At 68.2% G+C, this 19,330-nt stretch carries 16 protein-coding genes and 3 pseudogenes; 8 read left to right on the top strand and 11 right to left on the bottom strand.

Features of this window, described 5'->3' with window-relative positions; translation table 11 throughout:
- The first annotated feature begins 85 nt into the window (after window positions 1-85).
- Window positions 86-559, top strand: a complete 474-nt coding sequence (locus AB8998_RS08235; RefSeq protein WP_369737418.1) for a type II toxin-antitoxin system prevent-host-death family antitoxin — start codon at window positions 86-88, stop codon at window positions 557-559.
- 169 nt (window positions 560-728) lie between these two features.
- Window positions 729-1,181, top strand: coding sequence for a universal stress protein (locus tag AB8998_RS08230; RefSeq protein WP_369737417.1), 453 nt, complete (start codon window positions 729-731; stop codon window positions 1,179-1,181).
- A gap of 87 nt (window positions 1,182-1,268) precedes the next feature.
- On the opposite strand, the gene AB8998_RS08225 is transcribed toward AB8998_RS08230, so the two are convergent.
- Window positions 1,269-1,838, bottom strand: a complete 570-nt coding sequence (locus AB8998_RS08225) for a hypothetical protein (RefSeq protein ID WP_369737416.1) — start codon at window positions 1,836-1,838, stop codon at window positions 1,269-1,271.
- A 222-nt stretch (window positions 1,839-2,060) separates the two neighbouring features.
- On the opposite strand from AB8998_RS08225, the gene AB8998_RS08220 reads away from it, so the two are divergent.
- Window positions 2,061-2,411, top strand: a complete 351-nt coding sequence (locus tag AB8998_RS08220; protein ID WP_369737414.1) for a PE family protein — start codon at window positions 2,061-2,063, stop codon at window positions 2,409-2,411.
- 114 nt (window positions 2,412-2,525) lie between these two features.
- Here the strand turns inward: AB8998_RS08220 and AB8998_RS08215 are convergent, their stop codons facing one another.
- From AB8998_RS08215 to AB8998_RS08185, 7 genes and pseudogenes are all read right to left on the bottom strand, one after another.
- Window positions 2,526-4,010: an aldehyde dehydrogenase family protein gene (locus AB8998_RS08215; protein ID WP_369737413.1), complete on the bottom strand. Its 1,485-nt coding sequence runs from the start codon at window positions 4,008-4,010 to the stop codon at window positions 2,526-2,528.
- Between the two features lie 90 nt (window positions 4,011-4,100).
- Window positions 4,101-5,315 carry a cytochrome P450 gene (locus tag AB8998_RS08210; RefSeq protein ID WP_369737412.1) on the bottom strand — a complete coding sequence of 405 codons (1,215 nt, stop codon included), beginning with the start codon at window positions 5,313-5,315 and terminating at the stop codon, window positions 4,101-4,103.
- A complete protein-coding gene (locus tag AB8998_RS08205) occupies window positions 5,315-6,295 on the bottom strand; it encodes an SDR family NAD(P)-dependent oxidoreductase (RefSeq protein WP_369737411.1) in 981 nt (326 codons plus the stop codon). Before AB8998_RS08205 ends, AB8998_RS08210 begins: the two co-directional genes overlap by 1 nt.
- Entirely contained in the window at window positions 6,288-7,433 is a 1,146-nt protein-coding gene (locus tag AB8998_RS08200) for a spirocyclase AveC family protein (protein WP_369737409.1), read from the bottom strand. Before AB8998_RS08200 ends, AB8998_RS08205 begins: the two co-directional genes overlap by 8 nt.
- A gap of 4 nt (window positions 7,434-7,437) precedes the next feature.
- Window positions 7,438-8,556, bottom strand: coding sequence for an ABC transporter substrate-binding protein (locus AB8998_RS08195; protein ID WP_369737408.1), 1,119 nt, complete (start codon window positions 8,554-8,556; stop codon window positions 7,438-7,440).
- Between the two features lie 62 nt (window positions 8,557-8,618).
- Window positions 8,619-9,461, bottom strand: a complete 843-nt coding sequence (locus AB8998_RS08190; RefSeq protein ID WP_369737407.1) for a CbbQ/NirQ/NorQ/GpvN family protein — start codon at window positions 9,459-9,461, stop codon at window positions 8,619-8,621.
- A 143-nt stretch (window positions 9,462-9,604) separates the two neighbouring features.
- Window positions 9,605-11,252 (bottom strand): annotated as a pseudogene (locus AB8998_RS08185) (nitric oxide reductase activation protein NorD).
- 191 nt (window positions 11,253-11,443) lie between these two features.
- Here AB8998_RS08185 and AB8998_RS08180 point away from each other — a divergent pair.
- Window positions 11,444-11,638, top strand: a pseudogene (locus AB8998_RS08180) (SDR family NAD(P)-dependent oxidoreductase); the annotation flags it as partial.
- A gap of 133 nt (window positions 11,639-11,771) precedes the next feature.
- Here the strand turns inward: AB8998_RS08180 and AB8998_RS08175 are convergent.
- Window positions 11,772-11,843 (bottom strand): annotated as a pseudogene (locus AB8998_RS08175) (PPE domain-containing protein); the annotation flags it as partial.
- Between the two features lie 363 nt (window positions 11,844-12,206).
- Between AB8998_RS08175 and AB8998_RS08170 the strand changes: the two are divergent.
- The 4 genes from AB8998_RS08170 to metE all read left to right on the top strand — a co-directional run bounded on the left by AB8998_RS08170 (window position 12,207) and on the right by metE (window position 17,685).
- Entirely contained in the window at window positions 12,207-13,514 is a 1,308-nt protein-coding gene (locus tag AB8998_RS08170; RefSeq protein WP_369737406.1) for a TetR/AcrR family transcriptional regulator, read from the top strand.
- Window positions 13,515-13,591: 77 nt separating this feature from the next.
- Window positions 13,592-14,434 (top strand): SDR family oxidoreductase, encoded by an 843-nt coding sequence (locus tag AB8998_RS08165; protein WP_369737405.1) that lies wholly within the window; start codon window positions 13,592-13,594, stop codon window positions 14,432-14,434.
- A gap of 44 nt (window positions 14,435-14,478) precedes the next feature.
- Window positions 14,479-15,117 carry an SDR family oxidoreductase gene (locus tag AB8998_RS08160; protein WP_369737404.1) on the top strand — a complete coding sequence of 213 codons (639 nt, stop codon included), beginning with the start codon at window positions 14,479-14,481 and terminating at the stop codon, window positions 15,115-15,117.
- A gap of 282 nt (window positions 15,118-15,399) precedes the next feature.
- Entirely contained in the window at window positions 15,400-17,685 is a 2,286-nt protein-coding gene (gene metE, locus AB8998_RS08155) for a 5-methyltetrahydropteroyltriglutamate--homocysteine S-methyltransferase (RefSeq protein ID WP_369737403.1), read from the top strand.
- Between the two features lie 9 nt (window positions 17,686-17,694).
- Here the strand turns inward: metE and AB8998_RS08150 are convergent, their stop codons facing one another.
- Both AB8998_RS08150 and AB8998_RS08145 read right to left on the bottom strand, forming a co-directional pair.
- A complete protein-coding gene (locus AB8998_RS08150) occupies window positions 17,695-18,873 on the bottom strand; it encodes a PPE family protein (RefSeq protein ID WP_369737402.1) in 1,179 nt (392 codons plus the stop codon).
- 15 nt (window positions 18,874-18,888) lie between these two features.
- The gene (locus AB8998_RS08145; RefSeq protein ID WP_369737401.1) at window positions 18,889-19,188 is read right to left on the bottom strand and encodes a PE family protein; all 300 of its coding nucleotides are present in this window, start codon (window positions 19,186-19,188) and stop codon (window positions 18,889-18,891) included.
- Window positions 19,189-19,330: the final 142 nt, after the last annotated feature.

The raw sequence follows: 19,330 nt of genomic DNA, 5'->3' as shown, positions 1-19,330 counted from the left end.
GCCGATACTTCCCGGGCCGGTCCGGGAGCACGGAGATCGGAGTGGAATGCGGGAAGTCATTGGCCTAGGCCAACTTCGGTACAACATGCCCACCTATCTCGAGCGGGTCGCCGCCGGCGCGACGATCGATGTCGTCCGCCGCGGCAAGTTGGTGGCTCGAATCGTGCCGGTCGGTCACCGGAGGGTCGCTCCGATCCCGGCGCGACCCGTCCGCGTCGCGGCACCGGACGCCGGCGGGTGGGTCGGCCTCGACGAGCTGCGAAAGCGCGCCGGCCGGTGCTTCGATCGGGTCGCGGCCGGGGAAACGCTCTTCGTCGTCCGGGACGGCAGCTTACTGGCGCGGATCGTGGCGGCCGGCGACTCGAGGACTGCCCCCGACGCGGGTCCGCGAGTCGAGCTCGAGGAGCTGCGCAGGCGAGCGGGTCGTTATTTCGACCGGGTTGCCGCGGGACAGCCGATCGAGGTCACCCGTGGCGGCAAGCTGGTTGCCCACATCGTGGCAGCCGCCCCGAGCGACGACTCCACGACCCGGCTCGCTGCGCTGAGTTCCGCGCCATGAGAAAAGGTCCCGCAACCGGACGGGTCGTACGCGGCCGCGTCCGCGCGACCGGCGATCGCCGCGGTGTCGGGCAAAACTCTTTACTGCGGCACATCCGCCGATAATCTGGCAGCGACGGGATGGATGGGGCCGACTGCAGAAGGATTGCGCGACAAGGCAGGGAGAACGAGTGAAGACCTATCGGACCGTGGTCGTCGGCACCGACGGCTCGGAGTCGTCGCTACGGGCGGTCGCCAAGGCCGGCGCCATCGCGGCCGAATCGGGCGCGAAGTTGATCGTCGCCACCGGGTACGTTCCCCCCAAGGACGACCTGCGCGCGGCCGACATACTCCGGGACGAGGCCTACAAGGTGCAGGGCAACGCGCCCATCTACGCGATGCTGCACGACGCCCGAGAGCGAGCCGAGGCGGCGGGGGCCACGGACATCGAGGAAAGGCCGATCCAGGATGCCCCGGTTCATGCGCTGGTGGACCTGGCCGAGGAAGTCGACGCCGATCTGCTCGTGGTCGGCAATGTCGGGCTGGACGCGCGATCCGCACTCATCGGCCGGGTCTTCTCCATCCCCGGAGGAATCGCCACCAAGGCGAAGATCGACGTGCTGATCGTCCACACCACCGGCTGACCCGACGCGCCGTCCCTGGGACCCGTTGGCTCAGCGCGCCTTTCGGGATCGTGCCACAGCAGACCGCGCCACTTCAGGAGTGTGTACTCAACGGGTGAACGGAAACAGCTCCCTGGGCTCGTTCCCGTACCTGTCCCACCACTGGAACAGCTTGTTCAGTTCCGGGCCATCGTGGACATTGAGGAGCAGCAGTTGCCGATCGCGTGTCCATTCGATATCCGGGGCGTTGTTGAGCGTGCCGCAAAAGATCTGACCCGCGGTCTCCCCCGGCGTCGCGATGTAGTGCCACACCGTCGGGGACGCGTCCAGACCGGGGCACGGCGACGGCATGTAGTCCGCCCCGCGGTTGGCCAGATCGTCGTGGAAGGCACGGTCCAATGATCCCGGATCGGCGAACGACGTGAAGTGCCCGCCCAACGGGCTGTCGAGTCCGGCGTCCTGGCCGCAGTCCAAACTGGCCAGCGCGCCGGCAGGCGGGTTGGCGGCGGTTTCGCAGGAAGCTCCCGAGAATCCGAAGGGCAGTTCCTCGACGATCCGTTGCTCGTCGGGGTTGAAGTGAGTGGCGGCCGCCGGCTGCGCACCGGCGTAGGTAAGCAAGCCCAGCCCGGCCACGGCGGTCAGCGCGCCGGCGGCGCCCCGCGCGACCGCTAGGGCCACCCGTCGGACGCACGATCCGCGTCCGAGTCGCTTGACTGGTGAAACCCCATTCTTGTTGCGCATCACTGACTCCTCCGACATTCCGGTCGCGATGTTCGCCGGTTCTGCACCGCAGACGCCGGCGAAAAGCGGCGGCGCCGTCATGAATATCCGACCATTTACCGGAGTTCCGCAACAGGGACCAAAGTCGCGCGCTTCAGGACGTTCGTCATCGCGCCTCAAGTGGGCCACTTCAGCCGGGGATCTCCTGGAGAGACATGCGGCGAAGGACCGCGGGGCGCCGGGTCGCGGGCCCCGCCAACGAAGGTTTTGGTGGCGGCCGCCGACGAAGTGTCCACGAGCGTGGCGACCTTGCCCGGCGCGGTCGGGCAGGAGTCTCAACTTCGAGCGCCCAAGTGGCGCAGTTTCACGACTGGTTCGTACAAGCTCCATCTTGGGCAACAGCACGAACGACGGGCGCAGGAGGGCAGCAACGGTTTATCTGACCAGTATCCAAGCCGGCTTCGAGCCGTGGAACGGCAGCGTGGGCAGTCGGTCAACTCGTTCTCCGCGAGCGTCGACGGCGTCAGCTGACCGGCCACCGCCACGTCTCGCACGCCGCTTCCCGACACGCACCGAGATTGCCGCCGTGGTCGTGGTCGATGCCGAAACCACTGCCCGCACGGCAATCTCGGCGTGTGCGGGTCGCTACCCGGCCGGATACCCCACGGACTTGACCTCGGTGTACTGGTCGAACCCGGCCACACCGTTCTGGCGGCCCACCCCGCTGGCCTTGTATCCGCCGAATGGCGTGTCCGCGCCGTAGCAGGCGCCACCGTTGACGCCGATGACGCCGGCCCGCAATCGGCGGGCCACCGCCAACGACCGCTCGAGGGACCCCGACATCACGTTGCCGGCCAGCCCGTAGGCGCTGTCGTTGGCGATCCGGATGGCGTCCTCCTCGTCGTCGAACGGAATGACGGCCAGCACCGGACCGAAGATCTCCTCCTGCGCGATCGTCATGGAGTTGTCGACGTCGACGAAAAGCGTTGGCCGGACGAAGAATCCCTTGTCGAAGCCGGTGGGTGCGTCGGGCCCGCCAACCAGCAGCGTGGCGCCCTCTTCCACGCCCTTGTTGATGTAACCGAGCACGCGCTGACGCTGCTTGTCCGAGATCAGCGGGCCGGTAAGGGTATTGGGGTCCTGCGGATCGCCCGGTATGACGTTCTCATAGATGCTCTTGAGAATTGCCACGCCCTCGTCGTAGCGAGACCGCGGCAGCAGCATCCTGGTGGGGATGGCGCAGCCCTGTCCGGCGTGCATGCACGGCGAGATGCCGATCGCGCACGCCGAGCCGAAGTCGGCGTCTTCCAGCACGATGGTGGCCGACTTGCCGCCGAGTTCCAGGAACAGCCGCTTCAGCGTCGCCGCACCCTTTTCCATGATCCGCTTGCCGACCGCGGTCGAGCCGGTGAACGAGATCAGGTCGACTTTCGGCGACAGCGTGAGCTCCTCGCCCACCAGGTGGTCCGACGCGGTGACCACGTTGACCACACCCGGTGGGATGTCGGTCTTCTCGGCGATGAGCCGACCCAGTCGGGTGGCGTTGAACGGGGTGTCCGGCGCCGGCTTGAGAACGACGGTGTTACCGGTGGCCAACGCCTGGCCGAGCTTGTTGATAGCGACTTCGAACGGGAAGTTCCACGGGACGATCGCGCCGACCACACCCACCGGTTCCCGCCAGACCTTGACGGTGGTGTTCGTGCCGGTGAGGCTGATGACCCGGTCGCCCAGGTCGGTCTCCCAGGGGTACTCGTCGATCAGCTTGGCGGGATACAGCAGCCCCTCGGCCAGCGGGGCGTCGAGCTGGGGTCCGTAAGTGATGGCACGCGGGGCACCGACCTCGAGGATGAGCTCCTCGCGCAGCTCTTCCCGCTCCGCGTCGATCGCTTCGTGCAGCTGTACCAGGCAACGCTTGCGCAGCTCGCGGTTGGTCGACCAGTCCGTCTCGTCGAAGGCACGCCGGGCGGCGTCGATAGCCCGGTGCATGTCCTCCTTCGACGCGTCGGCGACCTCGCCGAGCACCTCTTCGGTAGCCGGGTTGATGTTGGTGAAGGTGCCGGCCCGGCCCTCGACGAGCTTGCCGTCGATCATCATCTTGGGCTCGAAACGGACCTTTACAGCCTCGGTCATATCTGTCACTCTCTTCTGAGTCGTTGAGGGGCTACGGAGAGCCTTACCGGAAACTATCCGATTGGCAAGTTTCAACCGCTGTCAGGTCGGCTATCGAGGATCGAACAGCACCGGCAGCGACGTCGGCGACCGGAAGACCTGCCCGCGGATGTGCGGGTCGTCGCCGTCGGGGTCCAGCCGAAGGTTCGGCAGCCGGTCGAGCAGAAGGTTGACGGCGGTGCGCATCTCGAGCCGCGCCAGGTGCATCCCCAGGCAGACGTGCACGCCGTGGCCCCAGCCGAGGTGCGAGCGCGCGGGCCGGAAAATGTCGAACGTGTCCGGGTCGGGGTAGCGGTCCTCCTGCCGGTTGGCGGCCCCCAGCATCGGCATCACCGTCGAGCCCGCCGGTATCGCCACCCCGCCGAGTTCGGTGTCACGGGTGGCGACCCGGGTGATGGTCAGCAGGGGTGGTTCCCACCGCACGCCTTCTTCGATGGCCTGCGGCAGCAGCGACCGGTCGGCGCGGACGGCGTCCAACTGCGCGGGGTCGCACAGCAGGGCGAACAACAAGCTACCCAGCGACCGGTAGGTCGTCTCCACCCCCGCGGGCAGCAGCAGGCGCAAGAACGAGTAGATCTCCTCGTCCTCGAGTTTCTCTCCGTCGATCTCGGCCTGGGCCAGCCCGCTGATGAGATCGCCCCGCGGATCGGCGCGGCGCGCCTGCAGGATCGGCGCGAAGTAGTCGCAGAGGGCGGCCGACGCGGCAAGACCCCGTTCCGGATTCAGGATCCAACTCAGCAGGGAGATGGACCACCGCTGGAACTGCGGATAGTCCTGTTCCGGCAGGCCCAGCAGGCCCGCGATGATCTGGCTGGGGTAGTCGAAGGTGAACTCCTTGACCAGGTCGGCCCTGCCGTTGCCCGCGAACTTGTCGATCAGGCTGTTGCCGACGCGCCCCACCAACTCGTCTTCCCACCGCGCCAACGCCTTCTGCGAGAACGCCTTCGACACCAACGACCGCAGCCGGCCGTGCAGCGGTTCGTCCATGCCGAGCATCACGCGTTCCCCCAACACCGGGCCGAACGCCGCGATCACGCCCGCCGACGAGAACGTCTCGTTGTCGCGCAGCATCTGCTGGGCTTCCTCGTGGCGGTAGACGATGAAGACCGGCTTGGACTCCTCGTGCGGCATCCCGGAGACGTCCAGGCGCTGGATCGGCTCCTCGCGGCGCAGCCGGGCCAACTCCGTGTAGGGGTCGCGCACGTCCCCGGACACCGCGGCGTCGAAGGCGCCGAAGTCCTCCAGGTCGTCGAAAAGCTGTTCCATCAACGCTCCTTCACTTCGCTTTTGCGGGCCGCCAAGCGCTGCAGGACCGGCTGCGGCAGAATCCGCGCGGCGAACACCATCGCCCGCTGCGCCGCGGTCAGCGGCCAGGCGCCGTCCCGCATCGAACCCTGCCGCGGTATGCCCAGCACGACCCGGGACATGTGGTGCATGCCCGACACGGGCAGAATTCTGCTGGTCGCCAGCAGCATCGAGGCATCGGGGCCGACGCCGCGGCGGCGGAACGGGCCCCGGTCGTCCAGCGCCCGGAGCAGGCCGTCGGCGAACCGTTCGGGTGACCGCGCCAATTTCATCGCGGCCCTCCCACGGGTGTTCATGGTGTTGTGCAGCCGGGCATACGGGCCACTGAAGTCGCGGTTGTCGGTGGTGCCCGCGTCGGTGATGATGTCGGTGTCGTAGGTGCCGGCCACCAAAACGGTGACACCGAGACCGAACGGCGCGATCTCGCAGGCCATCGATTCACCCCACCGCTCCACCGCTCCCTTGGCCGCCGAGTACGGCGCGGTGGCGGGCTGACCGCGGACCCCGGCCGCGCTGGACACCAGCACGATGCGGCCCTCACCCGCTGCCCGCATGCCCGGGAGCAATGCCTTGGTGAGTTCGACCGGACCCAGGACGCTGGTGGCGAACATGTTCTGCCACAACCGGATATCGGTCTCCTCGACCATCCCGGCGGCAGAGATGCCCGCGTTGTGCACGATGGCGTACGGCGCACCGACGGCTTCCTCGATCGCCTTGGCCGCGGCGGCCACCGACGCGGTGTCCAGCAGGTCGAGGTGCACGCCGATCAGCCGGTCGTCGTCGGGCAGGGCGTCGGCTGCCGCGCGCAGCAGCGGCATCCCGGTGGCCGGGTTCCGCATGGCCGCCACCACGCGCCAGCCCTCGCGATAGAGCCGCGCCGCCGAGGCGAATCCCAGGCCGCGGGACGCGCCGGTGATGACGACCGCGCGCGCCTCAGCCATTCGCGCTCGGTGACGAAGAAGTCGCGCAGGGCCCATGACCGGGCGGCGGCGCTTCGACATGGGGCCGTCCGTTCGGCTCCCCACTCGCCCAGGTCGACCAGATGCCCACCGAGTAGGGCCCCTGGGCGCCCGCCTTTTCGTAAAAGCCCTGTGGGTCATACACTTTGGCTTCCGGGTAGGGCCACGGGCAGGCCACGGAGGTCGCCGCGTGGCTGATCTTGATCACGGCGAACCATGCCCCGTAGGCGAAGTAGGACACGTTGATGATCGCGAACATCACCAGGAACGTGCCGAGCACCGGACGGCCGGGGAAGACCTTGGCTTTCGCGGCCAGCTTCTCGGCCACCGACTTTCCGGTGTCGTCGCGGTAGCAGAGTATCGCGGCGGGCGCCATCACGAAGGTCACCGAGAACGATTCCCAGATCAGCGGGAACTGGAATGTCGTGCCGGTGGACACCGAACCCCACGGTATCACCTGGGAATAGATGTACATGCCGGTGTGGACGAGCTGGATCTCCAGCCACGCGTCGAAGACGAAGCCGATGGCGCAGGTCAGCACGCCCAGGCTGACCAACGGGTGCCGCGACACGAACGCCTCGGGGCCGCGCCTGGCCTGCAGCTTGCGCAGGATCCAGATCGCCGGGAAGTACGGACCGAAATAGAAAGTGACGTAACCGAACACGACGAAGGGCTCGACCGTCGGCGACAGCGACACCAGCGGCCACGACTCGGGCCAATGGATGAGATCGGGGTTGTAGACCGCGAACGGCGCCCAATTCATGATCGGGTCCTGCCACACGATCAGGGTCGTGCACAAGAACATCAGCATCACCGGGCTGCCCGGGTTGCGTCGCCAGCCCCTGATGAACACCACGAGCAGCACGATCAGCATGATCACGGTCGAAATCTGCAGGAAAGCGATGTAATCGAGGCCGAAGATGAACCTGACCGGACGGGGCCGGCCCTGCACCTTCGGGTTCGCGACGCGGGGATCGAGGGCGACGCGGCAGTTCGCGATGAAGAAGGCCACGAACGCGGCCACGGCGGCGCCGGCGATCCATCCGCCCCAGCCGCGCCCTGCGCCCCCGGGTTGCCGGACCGGTGTCTCGCCCACGGTCAGCGACTGGTCCGCGGACATGGCATCAGCCTTCCTCTCCGAAGCGGTCGACCAGATGCGAGCTGACGCCGTCGGCGTCGAGCGTCCGAGCGACCAGGTAGCCGGCGCCCATCCAGGCCCGTCGAGTCCACTTGCCGAACGACACGCGGGTACCGGGCGCACCGGCCGCGGCGGGCATCATCTTCACCCGCTCCAGCGCCTCCTTGACCCCACGCGGGCTGAGCGGATGAGCGTCGGTGAACGCGCGCACCAGCGTCGCGGCGACGTCCCGGTTGACCACGGGCACGCAGTATTCGGGGCGCCTGCCGCCGTACGCTGCGGCGTAGCGGTCGAGGAAGTCCTGGCCGAGCCGGTTCTGCTCGTCGTACTGGTCGACGCCGATCCAGCCCGTGAACGCGTCCCACATGACGGGGTTCACCCAGGCGTTCTGGAAGGCCGTGGTGGTGAATCTGGGTGGGTCCCAATCGACGGCCTGCAGCGCGGGATTGATGAACACGATCCCGAACCCGAAGCCTAGGTGCACGATCGCGTCCGCCTTCGCATCGTGCAGGGAGCGCACCGCTTCGTCGATGTCCTGCGCGGTCTGCGCAATGGCCGCCTCGGCGACGATGCGGATGCCCTTGCGCCGGCACGCACTACGCAGATTCCTCAGGTAGCTTTCGCCGATCAGGTTCTGCTCGACGAGAACTCCGATCTCGGACAGTTCGCGCTTGGCCAGGAGGTCGGCGATGAAGATGGGCTCGTCGGTCATCGATCCCTGCGGGAAGGCAAACGTCCATTCGCCCAACCAGTCGTCGGTGCCGGTGACGCTGATCGCCGGGACCTTGAAACGCTCCTCGATCGCCTCGCGGGTCGGCACGCAGTTGTCGGTGATGTGGGGCCCGAACACCACCAGACACCCGTCGTCGACGAGTGCTCCGAACGCGTCGATCACCGCCTTGACCGATCCCTTGGGCAATCCCTCCACTTCGCGGTAGACCATCTGCACGGGCCGGTCCAGCACCCCGGATGAGAGGGCCTCGGCGAATATCAGGTCGAAGCACCGCGTGAAGTCGGCTTTCATCTCCTCCGGGAACTGCGGTGGGAGCGTGAAGTCCATGAGGTAACCGACCTTGATCGGTTCTGCGCTGCTTTCGTAGGACATTCGACCTGCCCGCCTGGGAAACCTAATATTTGTTCAGACACTAGCTGCGCTGGCAGACAGCGTCAATCGACTGGGCCGGCCCCGCCGAGGTAGAGGTCGATCATCTCGCCCAGCGCCCGGCCCACCGCCACGTCGTCGGTGAGCGGCCCGGCGATGGCGGCCCGGGCGGCGTCCGGCATGGCGAGCCCCGCCGCGACGAGCCTGCCCGCCGCGATCAGCACGCGGGTCGACGCGACCTCGCGCAGGCCGCCGGTCTCGAGCCGGCGGATGGCCTGGCCGAAACGCACCAGCTCGGCGGCGGTGGCACCGTCCACCCCGGCCTCGTGCGCGACGATCCCCTCCTCGAATTCGGCGGCCGGGAAGTCGAATTCGATGGCCACCATCCGCTGGCGCGTCGAATCCTTGAGGTCCTTGAGCACGCTCTGGTAGCCGGGGTTGTAGGACACCACGAGACCGAAACCCGGGGCCGCGTCCAGCGTGACGCCGAGCCGCTCGATGGGCAGCTGCCGCCGGTGGTCGGCGAGGGGGTGCAGTACCACGGTGGTGTCCTGCCTGGCCTCCACCACCTCGTCGAGGTAGCAGATGGCCCCCTCGCGCACCGCTCTCGTCAGCGGGCCGTCCACCCACACGGTCTCGTCGCCCTGCAGCAGGTACCGGCCGACGAGGTCGGCGGTGGTGAGGTCGTCGTGGCAGGCCACGGTGATCAGCGGCCGGCCGAGGTCGTGGGCCATCGCCTCGACGAACCGGGTCTTGCCGCACCCCGTCGGCCCCTTCAGGAGGAGCGCCAGACCCTGGCGGTGGGCCGCCTTGAAGATGGCCTCCTCGTTGCCGAGCGCCTTGTAGTAGGGCCGCACCGCCTCCGAGGCCGCGCCGTTGCGGAACGCCAGCCCGGGCTCCTCGGCCATAACTTCCCTTTCGCCACGCTGTGGTTGCAGCGTATCCGGAACAGATGTTTGTTTCAAGCGCACATCAGGGAGGGGACATCGTGCCCCTTTGCCCTCAACTACGTTGTGCGACAAGCATCATCGTGAACCCGAGAGAGTGCACGTCACGAGACCCGGCGCCGGACCTCCGCCGACCGCAGCGCCGACCGGAACAGCGGTCCGATCACCCCGGCGAGCTGATCCGGGCGCGCGATCGTCGCATGGGCGGTGTCGCCGAACACCCGGCGTAGCGACCGCACGTCGGTTCCCGCGCCGATCGTCAGGCACACGCAGCCGGTGCCGCGCCGGCGGGCCTCGGCCAGGGCGCGGCGCGAGTCCGCGGCACCGTAGGCACGCTCGTATCCGTGGTCGTATGCGAGTCCGTCGGACAGCACCACCAACAACCGCCGCGACGTGCCGCCGCGCGCTTCCACGACCGCCGAGCCGTGGCGGATGGCCGCACCGAGGCGCGAGTACGCGCCGGGCTCCATGCTGTCGAGCCGCTTCATGACCCGGGTGTCGAGGTGGTCGTCGAACCGTTTGACGGGCACCACGCTCACCGCGCCGCGGCCCTGCGAGTAGTAACCGTAGAGCGCGACCCGGTCACCCAGGTCGTGCAGCGCGACCAGCAGGTTCGCCACCGCCGCTTTCTGCTGCTCGTGCACCGTGCGCCCCGAAGTGCCGGGCTCGGCCGCGGACCCGGAGACGTCGGTCACCCAGGTCGTGCAGCGCGACCAGCAGGTTCGCCAGGCTGTCCAGGTAGACCGCCTCGCCGGGCAGCGATCCGGCCAGCGCCTCGACGCGGGCCTCGACCGCGGCGTCGATGTCGATGTCGTCGCCCTGGGACTGGCGGTGGCGGCGGTGCAGGCCCATGCCCAGCCGTGACAGCGGGCGCCGCACGCTGACGGCGTCGTCGATCGCGTGCGTCGCCTGCGCCTTGATCCTCGGCTCGAGTTCGCGCACCGTGCACCACGCGGGCCGGTACTTCTTTCGCGCCACGTCCCATTCCGGATACGTCAGGCCACCGGTGCGACGTTCCGGGTCGCCGAGGTCCTCGATCGACGTCGCCGCCGACGACGACACGGCGTGCTGCCCGCGATTCGCCGCGTTCGTCCGATGCGTCGGGGTGTCCGCGCCGGCCGGTCCGCCACCGCCACCGGTCTTACGCACCGACGACAGCAGCTTTTTCAGCCACTTGCCGAGAAAACCGCCGCCGCCGACCGGGCTGGTGAACATGTCCGCATCGTCGGAATCGTCGACTTCGCCGTCGTCGAGGTCTTCCGGTTCTCCCCCGGCGCCGCGTCGCGGGACGTGTCCGGGTGCCGGATCGCCCCGTCGGGCCGCGCGGGAACGGCCGGCCAGCACCCTGGCCGCGCGGATCTCGCCGAACTCCGGCGCCGGGTCCGCGATCGTGCTCCGGCCCTCGGCGATCCTCAGCGACTGCGCGGGCGAGTCGCTCCGGCCCGCGATGTCGCGGTCGGCCAACGATGCCAGGATTCCCGGCAGCAAACCGCTGTTGCCGGCCAGTGCGCGGTGAGCTTCGATCGCCAGATAGCGCCTCGCCAGCCGGGGCCGGCGGCGCAGGCGGCGCAGAACGTCGGGTTCCAGGCTGCCGGCGGCGATCATCGAGGCCTGCACCGCAACGGTTTCGAGATTGGCGCGGGCTCTGGCGGACGGATCGAGATAAAGCGTGTGGCCGTCCGTCCACGGGGATTCGCCCGGTTTCGACTCGGCCACCGCGACCCCTCGGCCCGCGAGTACGGACGCGAGCATGCCCAGTGTCTGGACCCGGGCTGCGCGATCCTCGCTCGGCACGCTCACCTCCGACCGCAGGACTGCGTTGACCAAATATCTGTTCCACCGTAGAGTCCGGTGCCATTGCCGTCAATCGCATCGCGGCGCCGGCTGCAGGCTACGGGGAGTGCATCATGATCGACTTCACCGACCGCGTGGCGGTTGTCGCTGGCGGCTTCCATCTTTCGCAGCCCGCCTATCGCGAGATGAAGAAAAGCGGGGGCGGACGTTTCGTGTTCGTCTCGTCCTCGGCGGGGGTCTTCGGTCAACCGATGGAGGCGCACTACGCCGCGGCAAAGGCGGGACTGGTCGGATTGACCAACGTGATTGCCATCGAAGGCGAAACGCACGGCATAATCTCGAGCAGATGTCGTGCACCGAAGCGTTCTACATACCCACGTCGATCTTCGATCAGGTGCTGGAAGTGTGTGAGCGACGCGGGATAAGCGCGATGCCGGGTGGCCATGGATGAAGCGGTTCGACCGCCATGATCTACGAACCCGATCCCCGCCCGGTGAACATGCGCGCGGAGTTGACCTCCGGCGGCAACCACGAGAAATCCAGAACCATCACAACCCCACCACAGCTGCCCGCACCAATGTCTCCGCACCGGCTCAACGGTTATCTATAGCAATAGTCCCCTATAGAGACTATTTGCAAGATGGTGAAATGGTAAGGCGCTGGCAGGTAGGCAAGCCCCAATTCGGCGAAATCGTTATTAGAGGGCGCCCGCACTCGCCCCGGCCGGCCCGGGCGCGGCCGGGGCCGCGGCCCCCCTCGGGCCGTCCGCCGGCCTCTACGATGGTGGCAACGCGTTGTGCAGCGCGTTTGGCGCACCCCGTCTGATAGCCTCCAACAAAGATTTGGTTCGGCGGGAGGACGAATGCGCAGGGCCGCGAAACCGCACTCGCCACAGCTCGACCACCGCTGATCATGGCCAAAGCCAACTCGCTGCCCAAGGGTCGCCCGCCGGAAGCCGAGCGCGCGAACCACGCAGAGAACTCCGGCACCCGTCGCACCGAGATCCTGCAGACCGCGGCATCGTTGATCGCGTCCTCGGGATTGCGGACCTCGCTACAGGAGATCGCCGACGCCGCAGGAATCCTGCCGGGCAGCCTGTATCACCATTTCGAGTCCAAAGAGGCGATCCTGGTCGAACTGATCCGCCGCTACCAGGACGATCTGGATCGGATCGGCCGGACCGCGCAGGCGAAGTTGGACGCACCCGACGCGCGACCGGTACCCGAGAAGATCATCGAGCTCGGGTCGGCGATCGCCCGCTGCGCCGTGCAGCACGGTGCGGCGCTGCAGATGTCCTTCTATGAGGGGCCGAGTTCGGATCCCGAGCTGATCGAGCTGACCCGGCGGCAGCCCGTGGCCATCCAGGAGGCGATGCTGCAGGCCTTGCGCGCCGGGCGGTGGAGCGGGTACATCAAACCCGACATCGACCTTCCGGTCCTGGCCGACCGCATCTGCCAGACAATGCTGCAGGTCGGGCTCGCCGTGATGCGCCACGATTCCTCGCCCGACCAGGTTGCGAGCCTCCTCTGCCGAATCATCCTGCAGGGGTTGGCGACCCGCTCACCCGCCGATGCGGCCCTGGACCGATCCCAGGCCTTTGCCGCCGCAAACGAGGTCATCGACACCTGGGCCGACGACAGCGACGCGGATCCCAGCGACAAAGCCGCCCACGTGCGTGCGGTGGCGCGGACCGTGTTCGGTCGCAAGGGTTACGAGGTGACCACCATCAGGGACATCGCGGCGGCCGCCGACATGGGCACCGGGACCGTCTACCGGGTGATCGGGTCCAAGGACGAACTGCTTGCCTCGATCATGAAATCCTTCGGCAAGAAGGTGGAGGCGGGCTGGGTCAAAGTCCTGCGCTCGGATGCCACGGCCGTCGAGAAGCTGGACGCACTGAGCTGGGTCAACGTCAACGCACTCGACCGATTCTCCGACGAGTTCCGGATTCAGCTGGCCTGGATGCGGCAATCACCGCCGGACAGCCCGAACCCCGGCTGGTTGTATGCCACGAGGCTTCGGCAGATGAAATCGCTTCTCTCCGAGGGCATCAAGTCAGGAGAGATCGCTATCCAAGCGCCATCGACGGCGATGCTGGCACGGTGCGTCGTCGGCTTGCAGTGGATACCGGAGAACATCCTTCGCAACATCGGCACCCGCGCGGCGCTGCTGCATGCGCGGGACACGGTTTTGCGCGGCGTCGCGGTTCGAAGCGGTTAGGTATTGAACCAAAAAACTGTTACCCATACAGTTGGGCGGTTAGAACCGGGTTAGCAATTGCCGAGAAGGGGATTTCCATGACCATCGTCGATCGGTTGCGTTATGACGGTAAGCGGGCGCTCGTGGTCGGCGGTGCGACCGGCATGGGTGCCGCGGCGGCCAAGTCGGCCGGGGAGCTCGGCGCCGAAGTCATCGTCATGGACTACGCGCCGGTGAACTATGACGTCGCCAAGTCGATCCAGGTGGACCTGCGCGACCCCGCCTCGATCGATGCCGCGCTCGAGCAGCTGGACGGCCCCGTGCACGCCGTTTTCTCGGCCGCCGGCATCGCCGAGGGGACGACCGACCTGATGGCGATCAACTTCCTCGGCCACCGGTATCTCATCGATCGCCTGCTCGAGAAAAACCAGCTTCCCTCCGGCTCGGCGATCTGCTTCATCTCCTCGGTGGCCGGCATGGGGTGGGAAAACGATCTGGACCTGCTGAACGAGTTCCTCGCCCTGGGCGACTTCGCGGCCGCGCAGGACTGGGTCAAGGCGCACGAGTCGGAAGGCATCATCCACTACGGCTTCTCCAAGAAGGTCGTCAACGCCTACGTGGCGACGCAGGGTTATCCCCTGCTCAAGAAGGGCATTCGGATCAACGCGATCTGCCCCGGTCCCACCGACACCCCGCTGGCCCAGGCCAACGCCGACCTCTGGCTGACGTTCGCCCAGGACTATCGCGACGAGACCGGTTCGAAGGTTCACACGCCGGAGCAGATGGGTGACGTGATGGCGTTCCTCAACAGCGCCGCCGCCTTCGGTATCAACGGCATCACGCTGCTGGTGGACTACGGGCACACGATGGCGTCGCTGACCGGCGCCTACCCGCCCGGTAAGCCGATCATCGACATCATCATGGGGCGGGTGAAGCTCTAGAAGCGGGTTGCCCCCGGTCGAGACCACCGCGCTACCGTCGGGGTATGTCACGCATCGTCGTCATCGGCGGCCACGGGAAGGTCGCGCTGCAACTGGCCCCCATCCTGGTCGAGCGCGGCGACGAGGTGGCTTCGGTGTTCCGCAATCCGGACCACGCCGACGACGTCGCGGCCACCGGCGCCACGCCGGTCGTCGCCGACGTCGAGCGGCTGGACACCGATGCGCTGGCCGGCCTGCTCGCCGGGCACGACGCGGTCGTCTTCTCCGCCGGGGCCGGCGGGGGTAGCCCGGAACGGACCTACGCCGTCGACCGGGACGCGGCGATCCGGACGATCGACGCGGCCGCGCGGGCCGGGGTGCGGCGTTTCGTGATGGTCTCGTATTTCGGGGCGGGCGCGGATCACGGTGTACCGCCGAGTGATTCGTTCTTTCCCTATGCCGAGGCCAAGGCGGCCGCGGATGCGCGGCTGCGGGCCAGCGACCTCAATTGGACGATCCTCGGGCCGGGTCGGCTCACCCTCGACGCGCCGACGGGCCGGATCGTGGTCGGCGCAGGGCACGAGGTGACCCGGGGCGATGTCGCCCTGGTCGTGGCCGCCGCACTCGCGGACGATTCGACGATCGGTCGCACCATCGACTTCAACAACGGCAAAACCCCCATCGCCGAGGCGCTGGCAAGCTGACCTGACTTCGCGGTCGGCGTCGAACCCGGCAGGTTAGACGCGCAACGCGGCAGGGAACCCGGTCAGAGTCCGGCACGTCCCCGGCAGCGCGACACGGCAACGACAACTGTCGCTGCGGCGATGAGGTGTCCCCGCGGGGCCGGCCCGCTGGCAGTCGTGCCGGGCGCGCCGCGTCCGGTGGCTCATCGCCCGGTGGAATGGGCGTTTGGCTGTGGGCGTTGCACAGAAGGCGCGCACCGCCACGGGCGGTGACCACATTCCGTCGAGCGATAGGACCAGACCGTGACCCCCCAGCCATTCACCGCCACAGTCACCGGCTCTCCACGCATCGGCCCGAATCGCGAGCTCAAGCGCGCGACCGAGGGGTACTGGGCCGGGCGGACCAGCCGCTCCGAGCTGGAGGCCGTCGCAGCCACACTGCGGCGCGATATGTGGTCGGGGCTGGCGGGCGCGGGCCTGGACTCCGTGCCGGTGAACACGTTCTCCTACTACGACCAGATGCTCGACGCGGCGTTCCTGCTCGGCGCGCTGCCGCAACGCGTGACCGACATTCCCGACGAGTTGGATCGCTACTTCGCCCTCGCCCGTGGCAACGACGACGTCGCACCACTGGAGATGACCAAGTGGTTCGACACCAACTACCACTACCTGGTCCCCGAGATCGAGCCCACCACCCGCTTCACCCTGAACGCGGGCAAGGTGCTGTCCGAGCTGAAAGAAGCTCTCGGCCAGGGCATCCCGGCGCGACCCGTCGTCATCGGCCCGGTCACCTTCCTTTTGCTCAGCAAGGGCATCAAGGGCGCGGACGCACCGATCGAACGCCTCGAAGAGCTGGTGCCTGTCTACTCCGAGCTGCTCGCCTTGCTCGCCGACGCCGGCGCGCAGTGGGTGCAGTTCGACGAGCCGGCGCTGGTCACCGACATCTGCCCCGACGCGCCCGCCCTGGCCGAGCGCGTCTACAACGCGCTGGGCTCGCGGAGCACGCGTCCCGGCATCCACGTCGCCACCTACTTCGGCGACCCCGGCCCGTCCCTGGCGGCGCTGGCCCGCACGCCCGTGGAAGCGATCGGCCTCGACCTGGTGGCCGGCGCCGACGCGGCGGTCGCATCCATAGTCGAGGTACCCGAACTGGCCGGCAAAATCCTGGTGGCCGGCGTCGTCGACGGGCGCAACGTCTGGCGCACCGACCTTGCGGCGGCGCTGGACACGCTCGTCCCCTTGCTGAATTCGGCCGCCACGGTGGCGGTTTCGACCTCCTGCTCCACCATGCACGTGCCGTACTCGCTCGAACCCGAGACCGGGCTGGACGAAAAGCTGCTCAGCTGGCTGGCGTTCGGGCAGGAGAAGGTCACCGAGGTCGTGACCCTGGCGCGCGCGCTGCGCGACGGACGCGACGCGGTCGCCGGGCAGATCGCGGCGTCGGATGCGGCCGCCGCCTCCCGCCGCGAGGATCCGCGACTGCACAACGACCGGGTGCGGGCCCGCATCGCCGACATCCTCGACTCCGGTGTGCACCGCGGCGAGCCGGCACAGCGCCGCGCCGCGCAGGACGCGCGGCTGCACCTGCCGCCGCTGCCGACCACCACGATCGGCTCCTACCCGCAGACCCCCGCGATCCGCAAGGCGCGCGCCGCTTTTCGTTCCGGTGAGATCACCGAAGCCGAATACGTCGACCGGATGAAGCGGGAGATCGCCGATGTCATCGAGCTGCAGGAACAACTCGGCCTCGACGTCCTTGTACACGGCGAGCCGGAACGCAACGACATGGTCCAGTACTTCGCCGAACAACTGGCGGGGTTTGCGGCCACCCAGAACGGGTGGGTGCAATCCTACGGCAGCCGCTGCGTTCGTCCGCCGATCCTCTACGGCGACGTGTCCCGGCCCCGACCGATGACGGTCGAGTGGATCACCTATGCGCAGTCGCTGACCGACAAGCCGGTCAAGGGCATGCTGACCGGGCCCGTCACGATCCTGGCGTGGTCGTTCGTCCGTGACGACCAGCCGCTGGCCGAGACGGCCAACCAGGTGGCGCTGGCCATCCGCGACGAAATCCTCGACCTGGAGGCCGCCGGCATCTCCATCATCCAGGTCGACGAGCCCGCGCTGCGGGAGCTGCTGCCGCTGCGCCGCGCCGCCCAGGGCGAGTACTTGCGCTGGGCCATCGGGGCTTTCCGCTTGGCCACCTCCGGTGTCGCCGACTCGACGCAGATCCACACGCACCTGTGTTACTCGGAGTTCGGCGAGGTGATCGGGGCGATTGCGGACCTGGACGCCGACGTGACGTCGATCGAGGCGGCGCGCTCGCACATGGAGGTGCTCGACGACCTCAACTCGGTCGGCTTCGCCAACAGCGTGGGGCCCGGCGTCTACGACATCCACTCCCCGCGGGTGCCCGGCACCGCCGAGATGGCCGAGTCGTTGCGTGCCGCGCTCAAAGCCCTTCCGGCACAACGGCTCTGGGTCAACCCCGACTGCGGGCTGAAGACGCGCTCCGTCGACGAGGTGACCGCGTCGCTGCGCAACATGGTGGGCGCGGCCCACGAGGTGAGGGCCGAGGTGTCGAGCTGACCGCGGCGATCAGCCCCCGGCCGGTGAACGGGGCAGGATCTTCGCCGGCACTTTGCCGATGCTGCCGATGCCCCGACCGCTGAGGGCTCCCATCAGCGCCTGGCCGAACGGGCTGTTCGGCATGGCCGAGGCCTGCGCCATCGCCGGGCTGGCGACGCTGGTGGGTGGCAGCACCGGCGCGGCACGGATCCCCCCGTCCGCGGCCGCCGACCAGCCCGACGGGATCGACAGCCCACCCAGCTTCGAGGCGGACGCCAACTGGGCCGAAATCGAACCACCCCAGCTCTTGAGCTGATTGGAGATCCCGCCGACCACCACCTGCATCTTGCTGCTGACGAACTGGCCGATGCTGTCGAACAGCGCCTGACTGCCGGTAAGCCCCATTCCCGAGGATCCGGCCGAGTTGCCCATGCTCATGAACATGCGCGCCGGGATGCTGCTCATCATCGCCGCGTAGTAGCCGCCCTCGATGGGATAGATCGACGCCTGGGTCAGACCGCCCCCGCTCGCCAACGAACCCAGACCGGTGGCGTTGAGAAACCCGGCCACGGGGGCCGACGTCGTCAGCGACCCCAGCGTCGCCTGCAGCTCGACGCTCAGCGTGGTCAGCGCGGACAGCGCGCCGGCTCCGGAACTGGTCAGCAGTGGCGTCAGCGTGGCCGCCGGGTTGGTCATCGCCGGCGGCACGCTGAACGCCGGCGTCTGCAGCGCACCGGCGGCCGAGGCGGCGTATCCGTTCATCGCGCCAACATCCTGGGCCCACATCTCCAGATAGTCGGCCTCGGTCGCCGCGATGGCCGGGGTGTTCTGGCCGAAGATGTTCGAGGCGATCAACGCGGCGAGCACCGCCCGGTTGGTGGCGATCACCGGCGGGGGCACCGTCGTCGCGAACGCCGTCTCGAACGCGACCACCGCCGCGCTCGCCTGCGCGCCGGCCTCGGCCGCTGCCGCGGCCGTCGCGCCCATCCACGACACGTACGGCACGGCTGCCGCGGTCATCGCCATCGCCGACGGGCCCGCCCATCCGCTGGTGAGGGTCGCGATCACCGACTCATAGGAAGCCGCCGTCGCGTACAGGTCGCTTGCCAGCCCATCCCACGCCGCCGCCGACGCCACGAGGGGCCCCGAGCCCGGGCCCGAGTACATCATCCCGGAGATGATTTCGGGGGGGAAAAAGGAGAAGAACACCGCGGCCGCCTTGCCCTAGCCGGCCGCCGCCACGTTGGCCGCCTCGGTGATCGTGTACGACGTGGCGCCGGTGGACAGGGCGTTGACGAACGCCTCGTGGATCTGGTTGGCCATCAACGCAATGGTCTGGTAGGCCAACCCGTGCGCGGCGAAGTGGGTGCCCACCAGTTGGGACACCTGGTCGGCCGCCGGCGGCGCCACCTCGGTGGTCGGCCCTTCGGCCGCCGCATTGTTGGACGCCATCGACGATCCGATCCTCGACAAGCTTCCCGCCGCGGCGGTCAGCATTTCCGGTCGAGCCGTTACGAAGGACACGACCTCCACCTCCTGTCACCAATGTCGGCCGGCCACCCCGGCAACGGGGACCAAATTCTCCTGTGACCGAAGCGATTAGGCGCGGCACCTGCCGGGGACAACTGATCTGGCTTGCATCCCAGCAGTTCCCGCCATCGTAGCC

The organism is Mycobacterium sp. HUMS_12744610 (genome assembly GCF_041206865.1).
GTDB lineage: Bacteria > Actinomycetota > Actinomycetes > Mycobacteriales > Mycobacteriaceae > Mycobacterium > Mycobacterium servetii.
This window is presented reverse-complemented; position numbering and strand designations above follow the sequence as displayed.

Coding starts and splice junctions, on each gene's coding strand:
- AB8998_RS08235 (WP_369737418.1), top strand. CDS start 86: ATGCCCACCTATCTCGAGCGGGTCGCCGCCGGCGCGACGATCGATGTC.
- AB8998_RS08215 (WP_369737413.1), bottom strand. CDS start 4,010: ATGACCGAGGCTGTAAAGGTCCGTTTCGAGCCCAAGATGATGATCGAC.
- AB8998_RS08210 (WP_369737412.1), bottom strand. CDS start 5,315: ATGGAACAGCTTTTCGACGACCTGGAGGACTTCGGCGCCTTCGACGCC.
- AB8998_RS08205 (WP_369737411.1), bottom strand. CDS start 6,295: ATGGCTGAGGCGCGCGCGGTCGTCATCACCGGCGCGTCCCGCGGCCTG.
- AB8998_RS08200 (WP_369737409.1), bottom strand. CDS start 7,433: ATGTCCGCGGACCAGTCGCTGACCGTGGGCGAGACACCGGTCCGGCAA.
- AB8998_RS08195 (WP_369737408.1), bottom strand. CDS start 8,556: ATGTCCTACGAAAGCAGCGCAGAACCGATCAAGGTCGGTTACCTCATG.
- AB8998_RS08190 (WP_369737407.1), bottom strand. CDS start 9,461: ATGGCCGAGGAGCCCGGGCTGGCGTTCCGCAACGGCGCGGCCTCGGAG.
- AB8998_RS08170 (WP_369737406.1), top strand. CDS start 12,207: ATGGCCAAAGCCAACTCGCTGCCCAAGGGTCGCCCGCCGGAAGCCGAG.
- AB8998_RS08165 (WP_369737405.1), top strand. CDS start 13,592: ATGACCATCGTCGATCGGTTGCGTTATGACGGTAAGCGGGCGCTCGTG.
- AB8998_RS08160 (WP_369737404.1), top strand. CDS start 14,479: ATGTCACGCATCGTCGTCATCGGCGGCCACGGGAAGGTCGCGCTGCAA.